This is a genomic window from Planctomycetota bacterium (assembly GCA_016207825.1).
In the GTDB taxonomy this organism is placed as follows: Bacteria; Planctomycetota; MHYJ01; order JACQXL01; family JACQZI01; genus JACQZI01.
In genome coordinates, this window is record JACQZI010000012.1 from 16,248 (window position 1) to 32,592 (window position 16,345).

The window sequence follows — 16,345 nt, forward strand, 5'->3', positions numbered from 1 at the left end:
TGCAATGTTTATGGCAGTAAAAAGGAGGGCTTGTGCGTAATATTGTATTGCTGTTAGTTTTTTTTTTGATAATGGCGGGATTTATTTTAAATAGTGAATTACCGGCAAAAGATGGTGATGAAAAAGAGAGTTCTGGGGAACAATCAAAAAACGATGATAAAAAAGACGAACCCAAAGAAAGCCCCAAAGATGATGCCGAAACCAAAGGTGGAGACAAGCCTGCCCAAGACGTGCTTGACAGGATGACGGTATCCCGGAAAGCGGATTTGACAACCATGGCAAGGCTTGAAGCCAAAGAGATTTTGGTTTTAGGGGCTGATCCGAAAGATCCTGATCAATACTCCGATAAGGTCCAGGAAGTCCTGACGGCTTTAAAGATTCCCTATACGCCTTTACGGAAAAGCGAGATAGAAAAATATGATTTCAAAGATGTCGCGGCGATTTTATGCAACTGTTTCGTGAAAGATTTGAATTCAACGGATACCAATCGGATAAAAGAATTTCTTTCCAAAGGCGGATATTTGTTTACCACCGATTGGTGCCTGGATACGGTGATACGCAAAGTGTCGCCCGGTTACCTGAAAACAATGGGTATCGGCAAGCCGACCATGGGCGGTGGCATGGGCGGGGGGCAGGAAAAAGAGCAGGTTTCCGTTAAACCGAAAGAAAAGATGGAAAAACATATTTTCTTGAGAGATGTTTTTCCTGAGAAAGCAGGTGATTTTAAGTGGGTCCTTGATACAGGATTCAAATATTTTAAGCTGGAAAGGCCTGCTGAGATTACCGTGCTCATTGTCGGCGATGAAGGTATGAAAAAGAAATACCAGCAAAACGAAGTGGTTGTTTGCTGGACATATGGCGGAGGTGAATATAATCCCGTATTCAGCGGTTATGAAAAAGGGTCAAGCGATTATATCAAAAAACGCAATAAACGAGGGGTGATAATGCATGTTATCAGCCATTTTTATATGCAGGCATTGGGGTTTAAAGATGATAAAGGGAATTCATCCATGTATCAGCTGGTTGCCAACTTCCTGGTCGATGCCAAACTGGCTAAGAATGCCAGGGAAACCAAGAAGTAATAAAAACCGGGCTTGAAGGGAAAGGCAGGAATGATTAAGGAAATGAATATGCGAACAGCAAAAGCTAAAAATCTGATACTTGCCTGTTTATTCGGGATTGTTTTATTGGCCAGCGGAGCGGGCAACAATTTTATAAAAGAATATCAGGACAAACTAAAGGCGACAAATAAGAAAAACGCCGAAGAACTTATAAAGTTGGCGGATTGGTGCAAAAAGAATAACCTATCGGAAGAAACGAAAGCAAGCTACAAGGAGGCTCTTATTTATGAGCCCGGTAATTCCAAAGCTAAAAAAGGACTTGAAGAAACTATTCAGTCCGTTAAGCCGGAAGGCTATGATAAGTTATCAGAAGAATATCATAAGAAATTGTCCGGCGCCAGGGAGAAAATAGCCGATAATTTTTGTTCCTTAGGCGCATGGCTGGAGCAATCCAAAAAGAACGATTTTGCCGCTTCCGAATACCGCAAGGCAATGGGAATTTTTCCTGACCATAAAAAGGCCAGGGAAAAGCTCGGTTATAAAAAGTATGAAGGGCAATGGATGACCGAGGATGAAATCCAGCTCAAAAAAGGGTTCTTTAAATTCAATGGCAAATGGCTTAAAGAAGAAGAATTTAAAAATGAAGTGAATAAATTGCTTGAAGAATACAAGCAAAAACTTCAAACCAGGTTTGGGATAACTTTTAAAATGAGATATATCCCGGGCCATATCATTGCCTGCAACACCGCCGAAAATGAGGTCGAAGAAGTAACACGATACATGGCCGGTTTTTATAACGAAGTATACAAAAAATATTTTAATAAAGAGCTAAAGACAACTTTTTTGATGGTATATTTTTCTGGACAGAATGAGTTTGCCCAAAAAATGCCCCAGGATCGCCAGGCAATGGGAGTATATTATCCTTCGGAAAAGACATTGTATACCTATTCCGGCTCAGGTATAGGGACAGTTTTTCATGAAATCACCCATGGTTATATCGATATCAATTTCGGCGGGTTTCCTGATGATTGGCTTAATGAAGGGTTTGCTTCTTTCTTTGAGCAGCCAACAGTTGATTTGGATATGGGAAGTGTAACCTTTGGGTATAACAACTGGCGTTTGCCCTCCATCCAAAACGCCGTGCGCAGCGGCAACTACCCGCCTTTGAGTAAGTTCGCTAAAATGAAACAGTGCTCGGATTCGGTAACACTTGCGGAGGCGCGTTCTTTGATATGCTATCTCTATAAAAAAAGGCTATTACAAAGCTTTATCGATATGTGTCTGGCATCTAAGAATAAACTGGATGGGCCCAAGCTTTTGCAGGATTGCATCGGGAAACCAATGGAAGAAATAGAACAGGAGTTCAAAGATTTTGTGCTGAATTCTAAGCCTAACGATCAAATCATCCAGGATTAAACTTTATTGATAATGAAAACGAACCTTTTTCTGCCACAACCCGTGAAATACAGATAAATTTAAATAAGGATAAAATTATGAATAAATTGTGTGGTAAAATAATGTTGTTCGTTTTGGTCGCTTTATTAGCAAGTTGCGCGGGTGTTAGCAAGGAGGATTGGCCTATAAAGCCGGATACCGGCAACCCATTAAGCGATGAGGAGGCTCTTAAATTAGTGCCTGATGAATACCGGGAAAAAGTCCAGCGCGCCTTCCAGGTAGCCGGCGACAATAAGCCGCAGCTAATCACCGCCATCAAGAGCGTTCCGGGAAAATACAGCCCTGCCCTTGGTTTCCTGGTTAGCCAAACCGGTTACCGTTATTTCTTTCCGAGTATGGATAAGGCAATACCGGATGCGTCAAATATCACCGCGGATTTGCTTCTGACCAATGTCAAACTGGGCTATCAGGCACGGCAAACCTTTCCATGGGCCGGCGACTTGGATGAAGATACCTTCCGTCGCTTTGTCCTGACTTATCGCGCCACTACCGAACAATTGGTTGATTGGCGTTCTTATTTCTGGAATCATGCCGAGTTAAGGGCAATCGTAGATGAATTCGCCAAACGTATTAATGGGAAAGACCATAAAGCTGCAGACCAAAGCTTCAAGGAAATGCTTTATAAGATTAATACTGAATGGGTGGGCAAAAACGTCCCTTACGCGCCGCGCGGGATGCCGGATATGAACCCGATTGAGGCGATTAAAGCCAAGACCGGGCGGTGTACAGACCAGACCAATACGCTGATTGCTATCCTGCGCACTTACGGCATTGCTGCCACCGGCGTGAGGGCTGTCTGGTGGCCGGAGGTAAACGATAATCATACCTGGGCCGCAGTCTATGATCCCTTTACCAAAGAGTGGCTGGATATTGACTCCGGCCAGGGTGGTTCGCCCACTGACCCGGAATACTTCCGCCGGTTTATCCACCATAAAGAGAAAAAGGCAGCTAAAATTTACTGGGTTTATCCTGGCGAAGAAGGCGGTGAAACTTTCCGTAACCTATCTTTAAAAGGTGATGAAGTCTACCCTCCCTCTATAGAAAAATATCTTATCGCCAAGCCGATGGTTGATAAAACCGAACGCTACAACGATGTCATTGATATGAAATGTTCGCACAACCCGCACAATACGATGATTTGGCTGGCGATATATAACAGCGGCGAGTGGAGGCCGGTTGCCGGAGCGCGGTCGGATAATGAGGGCATGGTGGTTTTTCCGAAGGTCGGTTGTAATATCCGTTATCGTCTTATGGTTTGGACAAAAGCTAACGTTGCTCTTGTACTCAAGGTGTTAATACCTAAGCCTGATGGTACAATCGAAGAAGCATCCGACCCGCAGGAAAAACGCGCCTTGCTGGCACAAAAGGCTGTCCAATTGCTGGAAGCTAAAAAGTTTAAAGAGGCAAAAGAGGTTTTTCTTGAGATCCTTAAAGATAATCCCAATGATGTCAACAGCTTGTATAATATGGCATGCGCCTGTTCGCTGAGGGGTGATAAACAGGAAGCATTAGATTACTTGGAAAAATCAATCAAGGCTGGCTGGGATGATTTCGCCCATCTGAAGAAAGATTCTGACCTGGATAATATCCGGGAAGAGCCACGTTACAAGAAAATACTAAAGGCAAGCGGCGCGTTTTTAGATTACCCTTCTGAGCGGATTAAAATAGATTACGCCATTCTCGTTAGTAAAGCCACTAAGGATGATGTAAATTGGATTAACGTAGTAACAGCCTTTACGGATAAATACAATGCGAAAGTGTTTGTTTATGAAGGTAATGATCCCACGTCATTAATGAAAGAGCTGATACAATATACGCCTAAGTATGTGGCATTTATCGCCCAGCCGACCGAGGTCTCGCGTGAATTCATCTTCCACGCCAAGCAGATGATGCGCGATTTGGATGAAGATCCCTATGAAGATGCTATCTGGGGAATCATTACCGGCTATAATTACGAGGATTGCCTGCGGATGGCAAAGGCGGACAATCTTAATATTACCAAGGCCTTAAGCGGAATAGGCGGTGGTTGGCTTGATTATTTCAATGAGGGGTTGGCGTTTTCCGAGGGCGAAAAGAACGCGATGACCGTTAAGGTACCTGGTAAACCAGTGGAAAAGCAAAAAGGACCGGATGATACCACCAAGTCTTTCGTAGATATCCTGAATACCAATCAATACCAGATGATGTCCACCAGTGGACACGCTACTGAACACGATTGGCAGATTGGTTACAGTTACCCGAACGGGATGATCTTATCCAAGGGCGGTAAATTATTTGGATATGATCTTGCCAAACAAATCTATCCCATCAGCACCACTAATTCAAAAATATATTTTTCACCCGGTAATTGTTATATTGGCCATATCGCGGATATGGATTGTATGGCGTTGGCATGGATTCATAATGGAACCAACCAGTTTTTCGGCCATACCCTGCCGCAAGGACAGCCCTGTTATGCCTGGAATATTGTCAATTACTTTATGGCGCTCCAGGGACAGTTTACCTATGCGGAATCGGTTTACCTGCATCAGGTCGCGGCAGATTTCACCAAGGCGCCTACCGTTTGTTGCCACAGCACGGTATTTTATGGAGACCCGGCCTGGGAAGTCCGTATTGCCAAGGAAATTGAACCGCCTTATACCCAAACCCTTAAATTTGATAAGAAAAACAACAAAATTACCATTACCATTGAGGTGGAATTCCGGCAGGATTATGGGGGACCGCCTGTAGGATGTTTACTTCCTGAATTTATCAAGAAACCAGAAGTTAAATCGGCTACTGAAGGATTAAAATTATTACCGCTTGATAATGTGGTAATAATTGACGCGGGTAAGCGCAAGGAAGGCGATAAGATTCAAGCAGTTGTTTCTGCTGAATTCTTGCCTTTAAAGAAATAAATCAGATAGAAATAAAGATAATTGTTTCTGTTATTAAAATCCAACAATTCAGCATAAAAATTAATCGCCTGTTTTGATATTCCAATAAATTCGGGTATAATTGCTAACCGAGTTGGTTAGGATTTCGAATAAGACCAAGACAAAGTTCTAAAAGGGATGGTGGCCCGAAGACTAAAATATGACCAAAAAGTTTATTGTTAAGTTAGTTTAAACCTGATGGGGATCTTGATGGAGCATTCAACCGCTTCACCGTTTATCATGGCAGGCGTGAATTTCCATGTCTTGATAGTGGCAATGGCTGATTCGTCAAGAACGGTATAACCGGAAGATTTAATTATTTCGACCTTCGATACAGTGCCTTCCCTGGATATTTCCACGGATAAAAGGACCAGCCCTTCCTGCCCTAATTCACGCGCTTTTTTGGGATAAACCGGCGCCTTGTTGACAGCCGAATCATTTAACGGTTTTGCCGGAACAAATAGCGTTGTAGCAGTCTCCTGCCTGGGGGTTGGTTTTAGCTCTTTTTTGGGGCCGAGGCGTTTGTAAGCGGAGTCAGAGGGGACATAGACAGCAATCGCATCCGGTATATTATTCTTTTCAGTAAGGTCGGTTATAAAATCAGTCGGCATATCGGAAGAAATATCAATGGGTTCTTCGGTAACAATGATATTCTTTACCTCCTCAAACAGGTTATCGTTAAAAAACGATGGGAAATGCGTTTCCGTTATCAAAGTTTCCTGTGATGGCGCTTGCAGGTTGATATTCGAAGAGTATATTACCGGCCCGTTTGATACCGCACCATGGCCGGAAAGTAAAATAACCGAGCCTAAAAACAATCCGTGTATCACAAAAGAAACCAGCCACGGCTTGGATTTCCCGAATATTTTCGCTCTTTGCATATTATTAAAACAATAATATCCCAAAATCCCAAAAAGGTCAAGTAAAAAACTGCGATGGCTTCGAAGCCGTTCGCCCCGCACCTATTTGGTTCTGATAAACCCTCCAAATTTATCAGAAAAGTTTCTAACGCCAAATAGGTGAGGGGTCACGACGAAGCCAATATCTTTTGACAATAACATGATATGTTGCTTAAATTAACGACTTATGAATGTTCCGATAAGCAATATACGCAATTTTTGTATTATCGCGCATATTGACCACGGGAAATCCACCCTGGCAGACCGTATCCTGGAGTTGACCGGTGCGGTTACTGCCCGTGAATTCAGGAATCAGTTCCTGGATGACAATGAAATAGAGCGGGAGCGCGGAATTACCATAAAAGCCAAAGCCATTTCACTGGATTATACATATAACAACCAGAAATATCTTTTAAACCTTATCGATACCCCCGGCCACGTTGACTTCGGTTACGAGGTTTTGCGCAGCCTCAAAGCCTGCGAAGGTGCATTGCTCCTGGTAGATGCTACGCAGGGCGTCCAGGCGCAAACAGTTGCCAATACACTGCTGGCCATAGAATCCAACCTCCAGCTCATTCCTTTGATTAATAAGATTGATGCACCTCTGGCGCATTCCGAAGAAGTCAAGGAGGAAATGAAAAATGTCCTTAGCATTAAGCCGGAAGAAATAACACTGGTAAGCGCCAAAACCGGTGAAAACGTGGCGTTAGTGCTGGAGAGAGTTATCAAAGAAGTGCTGCCCCCGCGCGGCAGCGCGGCGAATCCTACCCAGGCCTTGATATTCGATTCTGTTTATGACGCCTACAGGGGCGTGGTGGTTTATGTCCGGGTCGTTAACGGGATACTTAAACAGGGAGATGAAATTATCATGCTTAATGCCAAGCATGAATTCAAGGTGGAAGAAGTCGGCATTTTTAAGCCTAAGATGGTTGCATGCAAAGAGCTTAAGGCCGGTGAAGTCGGCTACGTCATAAGCGGAATTAAAAATATCAGGGATGTGAAAATCGGCGATACGATAGGCTTGAAAAAAGAGGAAGGCGTCCAGGCGCTTCCCGGATATAAAGACCCCATCTCGATGGTTTTCTGCGGGATTTATCCTTCCACCCAGAGCACGTATAAGCAATTACAGACGGCGATGGAAAGATTGAGCCTGAATGATTCTTCTTTCCAGTATGAAGTGGAAACTTCGGAGGCATTGGGGTACGGCTTCCGCTGCGGGTTTTTAGGGTTGCTTCATATGGAAATCATACAGGAACGTTTAAACAGAGAAGAAGGGGTCGAGGTTATACAAACCGCCCCGAACGTAACCTATGAAATCCTGGTACGGGAAGCCGGAGGGATAATAACATTACGGATAGATAATCCGGCAAAATTTCCTGATGAAAGCGTTTTGGTGGAAATCAGGGAACCAGTTGTGCGAATGAGCATTATCATTCCTTCGGATACCATAGGGACCATGATGCATTTATGCGAGATAAGGCGCGGCAGGCTAATCCGCACGGAATATATCAGTTCTACCAGGGTAATCCTGACTTATGATATCCCGCTGGCGGAAATCATTTATGATTTTTACGATAAGCTGAAGTCAGCTACGCGCGGTTACGGGACCATGGATTATTCATTTATGGGTTACGAAGTGGCTGATCTGGTCAAATTGAAAATACTGGTTGCCGGGGTTGAAGTGGATGCGTTATCCGTCATTATCCACCGTGATGGGGCGGAGGCTAAAGGCAGGCGGATACTGCAGATACTTCGCAAAGAAATTCCCAGGCACCTGTTTGAGGTTGCCCTGCAGGCGGGTATCGGTAAAAAGATTGTCGCCCGAGAGAATATCAAGCCGTACCTCAAGAACGTGACAGGCAAGTGTTACGGAGGAGATATTACCAGGAAGCGCAAGCTCTGGGAAAAACAGAAAGAAGGAAAGAAGAAAATGAAGAGTATCGGGCGAGTGGAAATACCGCAAAAGGCTTTTCTTTCCGTGCTTTCAACGAAAGAGGATTAAAATGGAATCTAATGGATCGGTTGAGATAAATGTGACTCCGGCCGGCGATGGCAATAAACTGAACCAGACACTTGAGTGGTTTAGGAGTAATTTAGAAATATTCCTGATAGCTTTTGTCCTGGCTATGACCATCCGGTGTTTTTGTATAGACGGTTTTAAAATACCTAGCGCTTCAATGGAACCTACTTTAAGGGGTGACCCCAGGACCGGTGATAGGATTATTGCGGATAAATTCAGGTTATTGATAAGTCCCATAGAACGGTATGACGTTATCCTTTTTAAATACCCTCTTGACCGGACCAAGAACTTCATTAAACGGGTAGTCGGGATTCCTAATGAAGAAATAAAAACAAAATATGGGAATATGTATTACCGGCCGAAAGGAGAGAGTGAATATAAAATAGCACGTAAGCCTTTGGATATCCAGGAATCTATCTGGCTGCCTGTTTGGAGCTGGGTTCCCGTGACAGACAGCATTAAGAAAAGATGGGCGTTGCCTTCTTCAACGGAATTGTATGAAATAACGAATAACCAATTAAAGCTTTATGCGAATAAAAGCCCGGACGGTAAGGTTAGCTTGGAATTGAATGGCGATATTAAGGATAATTATATCGGAAGGGGTGGTGGAATAACCGGAGAGCATACGGTTACTGATATAAAGATTGGTTTCAAATGCGTGCTTTCCGGAACCAGTAGTGCCGTTTGCGTTAAGATGAATACGTTTTCAGGCGTGTTTAACCTGCACCTTTCTACGGACCAGGAGAATTATCTGGAATATAAGGGGAAGAAAATAGTTTCTATTAACGAGAAACTTATCCCGTTAAAACAGCATCTGGTGGAATTTCTTAATTATGATAAAATAGTTTATATCAAACTTGACGGGGTAATAATCAGTGAATATGATTATAATGAATTGCCGGATGACGATTATATCGTTGTTTCTCATCCGCAGATAACTATTGAAGCATATAAAACAGAGGTAAGTTTCCGGGATATTAACCTGTATCGTGATATTTATTATGAATTAAGCCCGAATAACTCGGATAAAACGCAGGAAATCGGGGGAAATAAATATTTTGTAATAGGGGATAATGTTCCTAACAGCCGTGATAGCCGCGCCTGGCGTATGAAAACATTCTACCTTAAAAACGGGAAGGTTATACAATGTGATGCTTCATCCACCAGGGAAATAAGCGGGTATGTGGAGGTTTATAAAGAGGCTGATGGTAAGGGTGGGGATATCTGGGGGAATACGCATAAAATTCCTATAGACCAGATAATAGAAGAAAAGACAATAGAAGAGGATTGTCCCTTTGTAGATTTTGATAATATATTCGGAAAAGCTCTGTTTGTTTACTGGCCTCTGCGTAATATAAAGATAATTCGATAAAAATGAGGTATTTTTGTTTTCCACAACGATATTTTATCTAACTTTAATGATTATAATGAGTTAAAAACATAAATAAAACGCTTTTTATTTGGACTTATTTAAAATAATCGTCGATAATGCTAAAACAATGATGATGTATAACGCTTTTAATATCAATATGATAGGATGTTACCAAACGGTAATGGGCACATGAATTCCTAACTGCTTAAATTATAAAGGAGATATAACTACAAAATAATTAAGAGCACGTAAAAACAGCTCTTGGCTTTATCCACAAGTTTTCCACAATGAATAAAGCCTAATGATTTGAATCGATTATGCTATTAAAAACAGAAGATTTAGTAAAAATTTACGGTAAAAGGCGTGTTGTAAACGGTGTTAGTTTTGAAGTAAATGAAGGAGAAATAGTAGGACTTTTGGGGCGCAACGGTGCCGGTAAAACAACCACTTTTAAGATGACTGTTGGGCTTATATCTCCTTCCGAAGGCCAAATTTGGCTTAAGGGTAATGATATAACAGATCTTCCCATATACCGCCGTGCCAGGTGTGGGCTTGGTTATCTTCCCCAAGAATCTTCCGTCTTCCGCGAATTGACCGTGGAAGATAATCTTATGGCTATTATGGAGACCCTGAAAGGCGATAAATCTAAATATTCGGAACGGGCTAATAAAATACTGGAAGAATACGGCTTATTGAAATTAGCCAAGCAAAAAGCCCGTACTCTTTCAGGCGGCGAAATGCGCCGCTTGGAAATCAGCCGCGCTCTTATAACATCTCCGGCAATTATTCTTCTGGATGAGCCCTTTTCCGGGGTTGACCCGATTGCCGTTTCGGAAATACAGGATATCGTCCGTAAACTTAAATCGCAGAATATCGGAGTCCTTCTAACGGACCACAATGTCCGTGAAACACTTGCCGTGACAGACCGCTCATATATCATCGACGAAGGCTATATTTTGTGCAACGGAACTCCCAAGGATATAATGTGTAATCCGCTTGCCCGCAAACATTATTTGGGGGAAAAGTTTACGCTTTAATTATTTATGGATAACCAGGAGCAAAAAATCAATGATGTTATTATCATCGGCGGCGGTCCGGCCGGGACCTCGGCGGCTATTTATTCTGCCAGGTCCAAACTTAAAACGCTCGTTATAGATAAAAGTATTGCAGAAGGTGCTATGGGCCTTGCCCAGAAGATAGAAAATTACCCTGGTATCTTGGAGCCCGAAACAGGCCGGTCATTGCTTTCCCGTTTCCGCAAACAGGCTATGGGTTTCGGAGCCGAATTCATTGAGTCAAAGGTTATTGGGGTGGATTTTAAGGCATCACCGAAAGAGGTTTTTACGGGTGACAGTTCGTATTTTGCCAAAGCGGTTATTATCGCCACCGGAGCGCGCGGCAGGAAACCTACCATCAAAGGTGAAGCCGAATTTATCGGTAAGGGGGTTGCTTACTGCGCTGCCTGTGATGCCGCTTTCTTTAACGGGCGCGATGTTGCCGTGACAGGGGACGGTGTGGAAATGTTTGATGATATCGATTCCATTTCCAAATTCGCCCGTAAAATATATCTGGTCACCCACCGCAAAGAATTTGATACCGAAAGCGCCCCAAGGGTTAAAAATAACCCCAAGATAGAACCGGTTTTTGCTTCCCGGGTAAGTGAAATCTCCGGTGATACTTTTGTAAATAAGGTGGCAATTGAAAACACTTCGGGGGTTAAAACAAACCTGGATGTTTCCGGCATCTTTGTATACTTACACGGCAACCAGCCGATTACGGATTTCCTGCGGAGCCAATTGGAAACCGACGCCGAAGGCTGTCTTAAAATAAACAAGGAAAATATGTCAGCATCTATAGAAGGTGTTTATGCCATCGGCGATGTCACCTGCAAAAAGGTGCGCCAGGCAGTAACTTCCGCTGCCGAAGGCTGTATTGCCGCTTTATCCGCAGAGAAATTTATCAATCAGCGGGCTAAAATCACTTCTCAATGGGGATAATTAACAGTCTGAATTTATTAGACATATTTTCAAGGCTTCCTTTATAATAAGTTATTATGAGCGATAAGTTCAAAGTCTATCAAAGTCCGTTGTCAGAACGTTATGCCAGTGCCGAGATGCTTTATGCCTTTTCGGCGGAAAAACGCTTCCGCACCTGGCGTATTATCTGGATTGCTCTGGCCGAGGCAGAGAAAAAGCTTGGGCTTCCAATAAGTCCGGTTCAGATAAGCCAGATGAAACGTTTCAAAGATAAAATAAATTACGCCACGGCGCTTAAATACGAAAAAATTACCAAGCATGAGGTCATGGCGCATATCAAGGCGTACGGCGACCAGTGCCCTAAGGCACGTCCGATTATCCACCTCGGCGCCACCAGTGCCCTGGCCATGGATAATGCTGATATCATTATCCTGCGCGACGCCTTAAGGCTCATAAAAAGACAGTTGGTTAACCTGGTCGATTCACTGGCGCGTTTTTCGGAAAAATATAAAGCTCAACCGACCATGGGGTTTACCCATTTCCAGCCGGCGCTTATCACCACCGTGGGTAAACGCGCCGCTTTATGGCTTCAGGATGTGTTGATGGACTTGGAAAACCTGGAAAAACTGGAAAGCTCCCTTAAATGCCTCGGCGCAAAAGGCGCCATTGGAACTCAGGCGAGTTTTCTTGACCTTTTTAATAACAGTAAAAATAAGGTTATTCTTCTTGATAAACTATTCACCGAAAAACTCGGTTTTAAGGAATCTTATCCGGTAAGCGGGCAGACTTACCCCAGGAAACTTGATTTCGAGGCGGCTTCTCTTCTTTCCGGAATCGCCCAGTCCGCCCATAAATTCTCCAATGACATCAGGTTATTGCAGGGGCTCGGCGAAATGGAGGAGCCTTTTGGTGAAGGGCAAGTTGGTTCTTCAGCCATGGCGTATAAAAGGAATCCCATGCGCTCGGAACGCCTTGCGTCGCTTTCCCGGTTTGTCATGGTCAATAATACCAACACTGCTTTTACCGCCGCCCAGCAGTGGTTTGAACGCACCCTGGACGATTCCGCTAACAGGCGCCTCGCCGTTTCCGAAATGTTCCTCGCCACGGATGCCCTGCTTAATATTTATATAAATATCGTCCGCGGATTAAAAGTATATCCGGCCGTCATTAAGAAAAACATAGATGAAAATCTTCCATACCTCGTTACCGAACGCATCATGATGGAAAAGACCAAAAAGGGAGGGGATCGCCAGCTCTTGCACGAACGTGTAAGGAAATTATCCATGGAGGCTTTTGAGCTCTCCAAACAGGGAAAACCGAACGACCTTATCCGTAAACTGCGCCAGGATCCGATTCTCGGTGTCGGATTACCTTCGTCTTTCAATGCCTGTGATTATATCGGCCTGGCAGAAGAGCAGGCCGAAGCCTTTATAAAAAATAAAGTTAACCCGGTAATCAGGAAATACCGCAGCCTTTTGGGTATTAACGCGAAGCTCTCTGTTTAATTTTACTTGCCAACGAGCGTTATTTAAGGTAAAATTATATTACTATTAAGGAGATAATTATGCCTCGCGGATGGGAATGGTTAGTTGTTCTGGGGATAATCCTGCTTCTTTTCGGCGCAACCAAATTGCCTGCTTTAGCGCGCAGTCTTGGCAAATCAGCCGGGGAGTTTAAGAAAGGCTTGAAAGAAGGTTCGGATGAAGCCAAAGCAGATGCTAAAAAAGAAGAAGCTGATAAACCTAAATAATAGGTTTTAGTTCAAAGAAAGCGTAGCGGCTGTCCATGTATAAGATTGTCAAACGGGAAGAATTGTCTTCCTGTGTGTATCGGTTTGAAATCGAAGCGCCCCTGATTGCCAGGGCACGCAAACCCGGTCAATTCGTCGCTATTCGCCTGGATGAACAAGGCGAAAGGTTTCCACTTACCATTTGTGATGCTGACCCTCTCAAAGGGACGCTTACTTTGATTTACCAGTCAGTCGGAAAATCAACCGTCCAGTTTGCCGGATTGCAAGCCGGGGATTCTATCCTTGATATTGTCGGTCCTTTGGGTAAGCCTACCCATATAGAAAAATTCGGCTCGGTCGTTTGCATCGGCGGCGGTATCGGCGTGGCGCCCGTTTATCCGATAGTCCAGGGCATGAAACGCGCCGGCAATAAAGTCATCTCCATTATCGGCGCCCGCACCAAGGATTTGCTTATCCTGGAAAATGAAATGCGTGCTGCCTCGGATGCATTGCTTGTGACCACGGATGACGGTTCTTATATCAGGAAAGGATTCGTTTCCGATGTCTTGAAAGAAATTATCGCCCGCGGCGATAAGATAGATTTGGTCGTTGCCATCGGGCCCGTTCCTATGATGAGGGTTGTTTGCAATGTTACTAGGGAGTACAACCTGAAAACAATGGTTAGCCTTAATCCGATAATGCTCGATGCCACCGGCATGTGCGGTGTCTGCCGTGTTACGGTTGGCGGCAAAACCCAGTTCGCCTGCGTGGACGGTCCTGAATTCGACGGACACTTGGTGGATTTCGACGAGCTTGCCAAACGTTTAAGGACTTATTTAACCGAGGAAAAGCGGGCAATGGAACACTACCGCGGCTCGCCCAGATGCACGGATTTGGCACGGGAGGCCTTGAAGCAAGAGAAGTAGCTTTGAGCAAGAAGCTTATAGCAGAGAGCAAATAAATGACAGAAGAGAATAAGCCTAAGAAAGAAAAAGTGCCGCGCCAGAAGATGTTGGAGCAAACTCCGGCAGAGCGCGTAAAGAACTTTAATGAGGTCCCCCACGGTTTTACCCCGGAAACAGCCATGCTGGAAGCCTCTCGCTGCCTCCAGTGCAAAAAACCCAAGTGCATGGAAGGTTGTCCTGTAGAAATAAATATTCCACAATTTCTGAAACTGATTACCGAAGGCAAATTTATCGAAGCCGCCTGGAGTATAAAACAAACCAATGCATTACCAGCCGTCTGCGGACGCGTTTGTCCCCAGGAAGAACAATGCGAAAAAGTGTGTGTTCTTGCTAAAAAAGGCGAACCTGTGTCTATCGGATACCTGGAACGCTTTGTTGCCGATATAGAACGTACCAAAGGTGCTGTCAAGAAACCTGATATTCCGGAAAAAACAGGCAGGAAAATAGCAGTTGTCGGCGCCGGACCGTCCGGCCTGACCTGCGCCGGTGACTTGGCTAAAATGGGGCATAACGTGACTATCTTTGAGGCCCTCCATAAATCAGGCGGCGTCTTGATATACGGCATCCCGGAATTCCGCCTTCCCAAGGCAATCGTCCAGACAGAGGTGGATTATCTCAAAATGCTTGGCGTAGATATCCAGCATAACATGGTCATCGGGAAAATCACCCAGCTTGATGAACTCTTTAACTCCGGTTATCATGCTGCCTTTGTAGGTACAGGTGCCGGGTTGCCCGTCTTCATGAAAATACCGGGCGAAAATTACCTCGGCGTTTATTCGGCAAATGAATACCTGACACGTTCCAATCTAATGAAAGCGTATTTATTCCCCGAGTACGATACGCCTGTTTTACGCAGTCCGCGCGTTGCCGTAATCGGCGGGGGAAACGTTGCCATGGACTCCGCACGCACGGCTTTAAGGCTTGGAGCCCAAAAGGTGTACCTCGTCTACCGCCGTTCGCATAATGAAATGCCTGCCCGCCGTGATGAAATCCACCACGCTGAACAGGAAGGCATAGATTTCCGACTGCTTACCAATCCCGTGGAAATCCTGGGCAATACGGACGGATTCGTCCGCGGAATGAAATGTATCAAAATGGAATTGGGAGAACCCGATGATTCCGGCAGATGCAGGCCTATTCCCATCAAAGGCTCGGAATTCGAACTGGAAGTGGATACGGTTATAGTGGCTATCGGCAACGGTCCGAATCCGTTATTATTGAGTGCTACCCCTGATATCAAGCTTAATAAATGGGGTAATATCGAAGCCGATCCCGTCACGCTTGCCACCACTAAAAAAGGCGTCTATGCCGGAGGCGACATCGTTACCGGCGCCGCCACGGTGATTCAGGCAATGGGCCAAGGCAAGATTGCCGCCCGCTCTATAGACAAATATCTAAAATCATGAAAGTAATTGACTATAAGGAAGTCCCTGCCCGCCCGGTGGAAGTAGAAGGCGTCAAGGGTGTCAAAATACGCTGGCTCATTTCCCAGAAGGAAGCCCCTAACTTTGCCATGCGCATGTTTGAGCTTGAACCGGAAAGCACGACACCCCGTCATACCCATGACTACGAACATGAGGTTTTTATCTTGGAAGGAACCGGGGAGCTGATATTTGAAGAAGAAGTAAAACCTTTTAAGGCAGGTTATGTCGTCTATGTCCCGCCGGACAAGCTACACCGCTTCAGGAATACCGGTAAAGACACATTAAAATTTCTCTGCCTGGTGCCGAATAAAAAGAAATAACAGGCATAAAACTATAACCCTAAGAAAATCAACCTGTAAGAACGAAGGGGGACTACCTCCCCCCACCCCCTCTTGGCGTACGCCCCACCTGCAACACAACCCCATACCCCCTACAACGGCTATAGTCTATACCGGCAATATACTTACCCCCAGCTTATAACAGTTACCACTATTACCTGCAACAGTTCCCAGCTATCCCTGCAACAGTT

The 16,345-nt window shown here is 44.6% G+C and carries 13 protein-coding genes; 12 read left to right on the top strand and 1 reads right to left on the bottom strand.

The window, feature by feature from the left end:
- Nucleotides 1-32: 32 nt before the first annotated feature.
- From HY811_06375 to HY811_06385, 3 genes are all read left to right on the top strand, one after another.
- The gene (locus HY811_06375) at nucleotides 33-1,082 is read left to right on the top strand and encodes a hypothetical protein (protein ID MBI4834425.1); all 1,050 of its coding nucleotides are present in this window, start codon (nucleotides 33-35) and stop codon (nucleotides 1,080-1,082) included.
- A 48-nt stretch (nucleotides 1,083-1,130) separates the two neighbouring features.
- Nucleotides 1,131-2,477 (top strand): hypothetical protein, encoded by a 1,347-nt coding sequence (locus HY811_06380; GenBank protein ID MBI4834426.1) that lies wholly within the window; start codon nucleotides 1,131-1,133, stop codon nucleotides 2,475-2,477.
- 77 nt (nucleotides 2,478-2,554) lie between these two features.
- On the top strand, nucleotides 2,555-5,413 hold the full coding sequence (locus HY811_06385; GenBank protein ID MBI4834427.1) for a hypothetical protein: 2,859 nt from the start codon (nucleotides 2,555-2,557) through the stop codon (nucleotides 5,411-5,413).
- A gap of 197 nt (nucleotides 5,414-5,610) precedes the next feature.
- Here the strand turns inward: HY811_06385 and HY811_06390 are convergent, their stop codons facing one another.
- Nucleotides 5,611-6,312: an energy transducer TonB gene (locus tag HY811_06390; GenBank protein MBI4834428.1), complete on the bottom strand. Its 702-nt coding sequence runs from the start codon at nucleotides 6,310-6,312 to the stop codon at nucleotides 5,611-5,613.
- 205 nt (nucleotides 6,313-6,517) lie between these two features.
- On the opposite strand from HY811_06390, the gene lepA reads away from it, so the two are divergent.
- The 9 genes from lepA to HY811_06435 all read left to right on the top strand — a co-directional run bounded on the left by lepA (nucleotide 6,518) and on the right by HY811_06435 (nucleotide 16,136).
- Nucleotides 6,518-8,332 (top strand): elongation factor 4, encoded by a 1,815-nt coding sequence (gene lepA / locus HY811_06395; protein ID MBI4834429.1) that lies wholly within the window; start codon nucleotides 6,518-6,520, stop codon nucleotides 8,330-8,332.
- A 1-nt stretch (nucleotide 8,333) separates the two neighbouring features.
- On the top strand, nucleotides 8,334-9,722 hold the full coding sequence (gene lepB / locus HY811_06400) for a signal peptidase I (GenBank protein MBI4834430.1): 1,389 nt from the start codon (nucleotides 8,334-8,336) through the stop codon (nucleotides 9,720-9,722).
- 317 nt (nucleotides 9,723-10,039) lie between these two features.
- Nucleotides 10,040-10,759 carry an LPS export ABC transporter ATP-binding protein gene (lptB, locus tag HY811_06405; GenBank protein ID MBI4834431.1) on the top strand — a complete coding sequence of 240 codons (720 nt, stop codon included), beginning with the start codon at nucleotides 10,040-10,042 and terminating at the stop codon, nucleotides 10,757-10,759.
- Between the two features lie 6 nt (nucleotides 10,760-10,765).
- The gene (locus tag HY811_06410; GenBank protein ID MBI4834432.1) at nucleotides 10,766-11,719 is read left to right on the top strand and encodes an FAD-dependent oxidoreductase; all 954 of its coding nucleotides are present in this window, start codon (nucleotides 10,766-10,768) and stop codon (nucleotides 11,717-11,719) included.
- A gap of 53 nt (nucleotides 11,720-11,772) precedes the next feature.
- Nucleotides 11,773-13,203, top strand: a complete 1,431-nt coding sequence (locus tag HY811_06415; protein ID MBI4834433.1) for an adenylosuccinate lyase — start codon at nucleotides 11,773-11,775, stop codon at nucleotides 13,201-13,203.
- 59 nt (nucleotides 13,204-13,262) lie between these two features.
- The gene (tatA, locus tag HY811_06420) at nucleotides 13,263-13,448 is read left to right on the top strand and encodes a twin-arginine translocase TatA/TatE family subunit (GenBank protein ID MBI4834434.1); all 186 of its coding nucleotides are present in this window, start codon (nucleotides 13,263-13,265) and stop codon (nucleotides 13,446-13,448) included.
- A gap of 35 nt (nucleotides 13,449-13,483) precedes the next feature.
- Entirely contained in the window at nucleotides 13,484-14,353 is an 870-nt protein-coding gene (locus HY811_06425) for a sulfide/dihydroorotate dehydrogenase-like FAD/NAD-binding protein (GenBank protein MBI4834435.1), read from the top strand.
- A 35-nt stretch (nucleotides 14,354-14,388) separates the two neighbouring features.
- Entirely contained in the window at nucleotides 14,389-15,798 is a 1,410-nt protein-coding gene (gene gltA, locus HY811_06430; GenBank protein MBI4834436.1) for an NADPH-dependent glutamate synthase, read from the top strand.
- Complete coding sequence (locus HY811_06435) at nucleotides 15,795-16,136, top strand: cupin domain-containing protein (protein ID MBI4834437.1); 342 nt, start codon at nucleotides 15,795-15,797, stop codon at nucleotides 16,134-16,136. The genes gltA and HY811_06435 overlap by 4 nt, the downstream gene beginning before the upstream one ends.
- The last annotated feature ends 209 nt before the right edge of the window (nucleotides 16,137-16,345 follow it).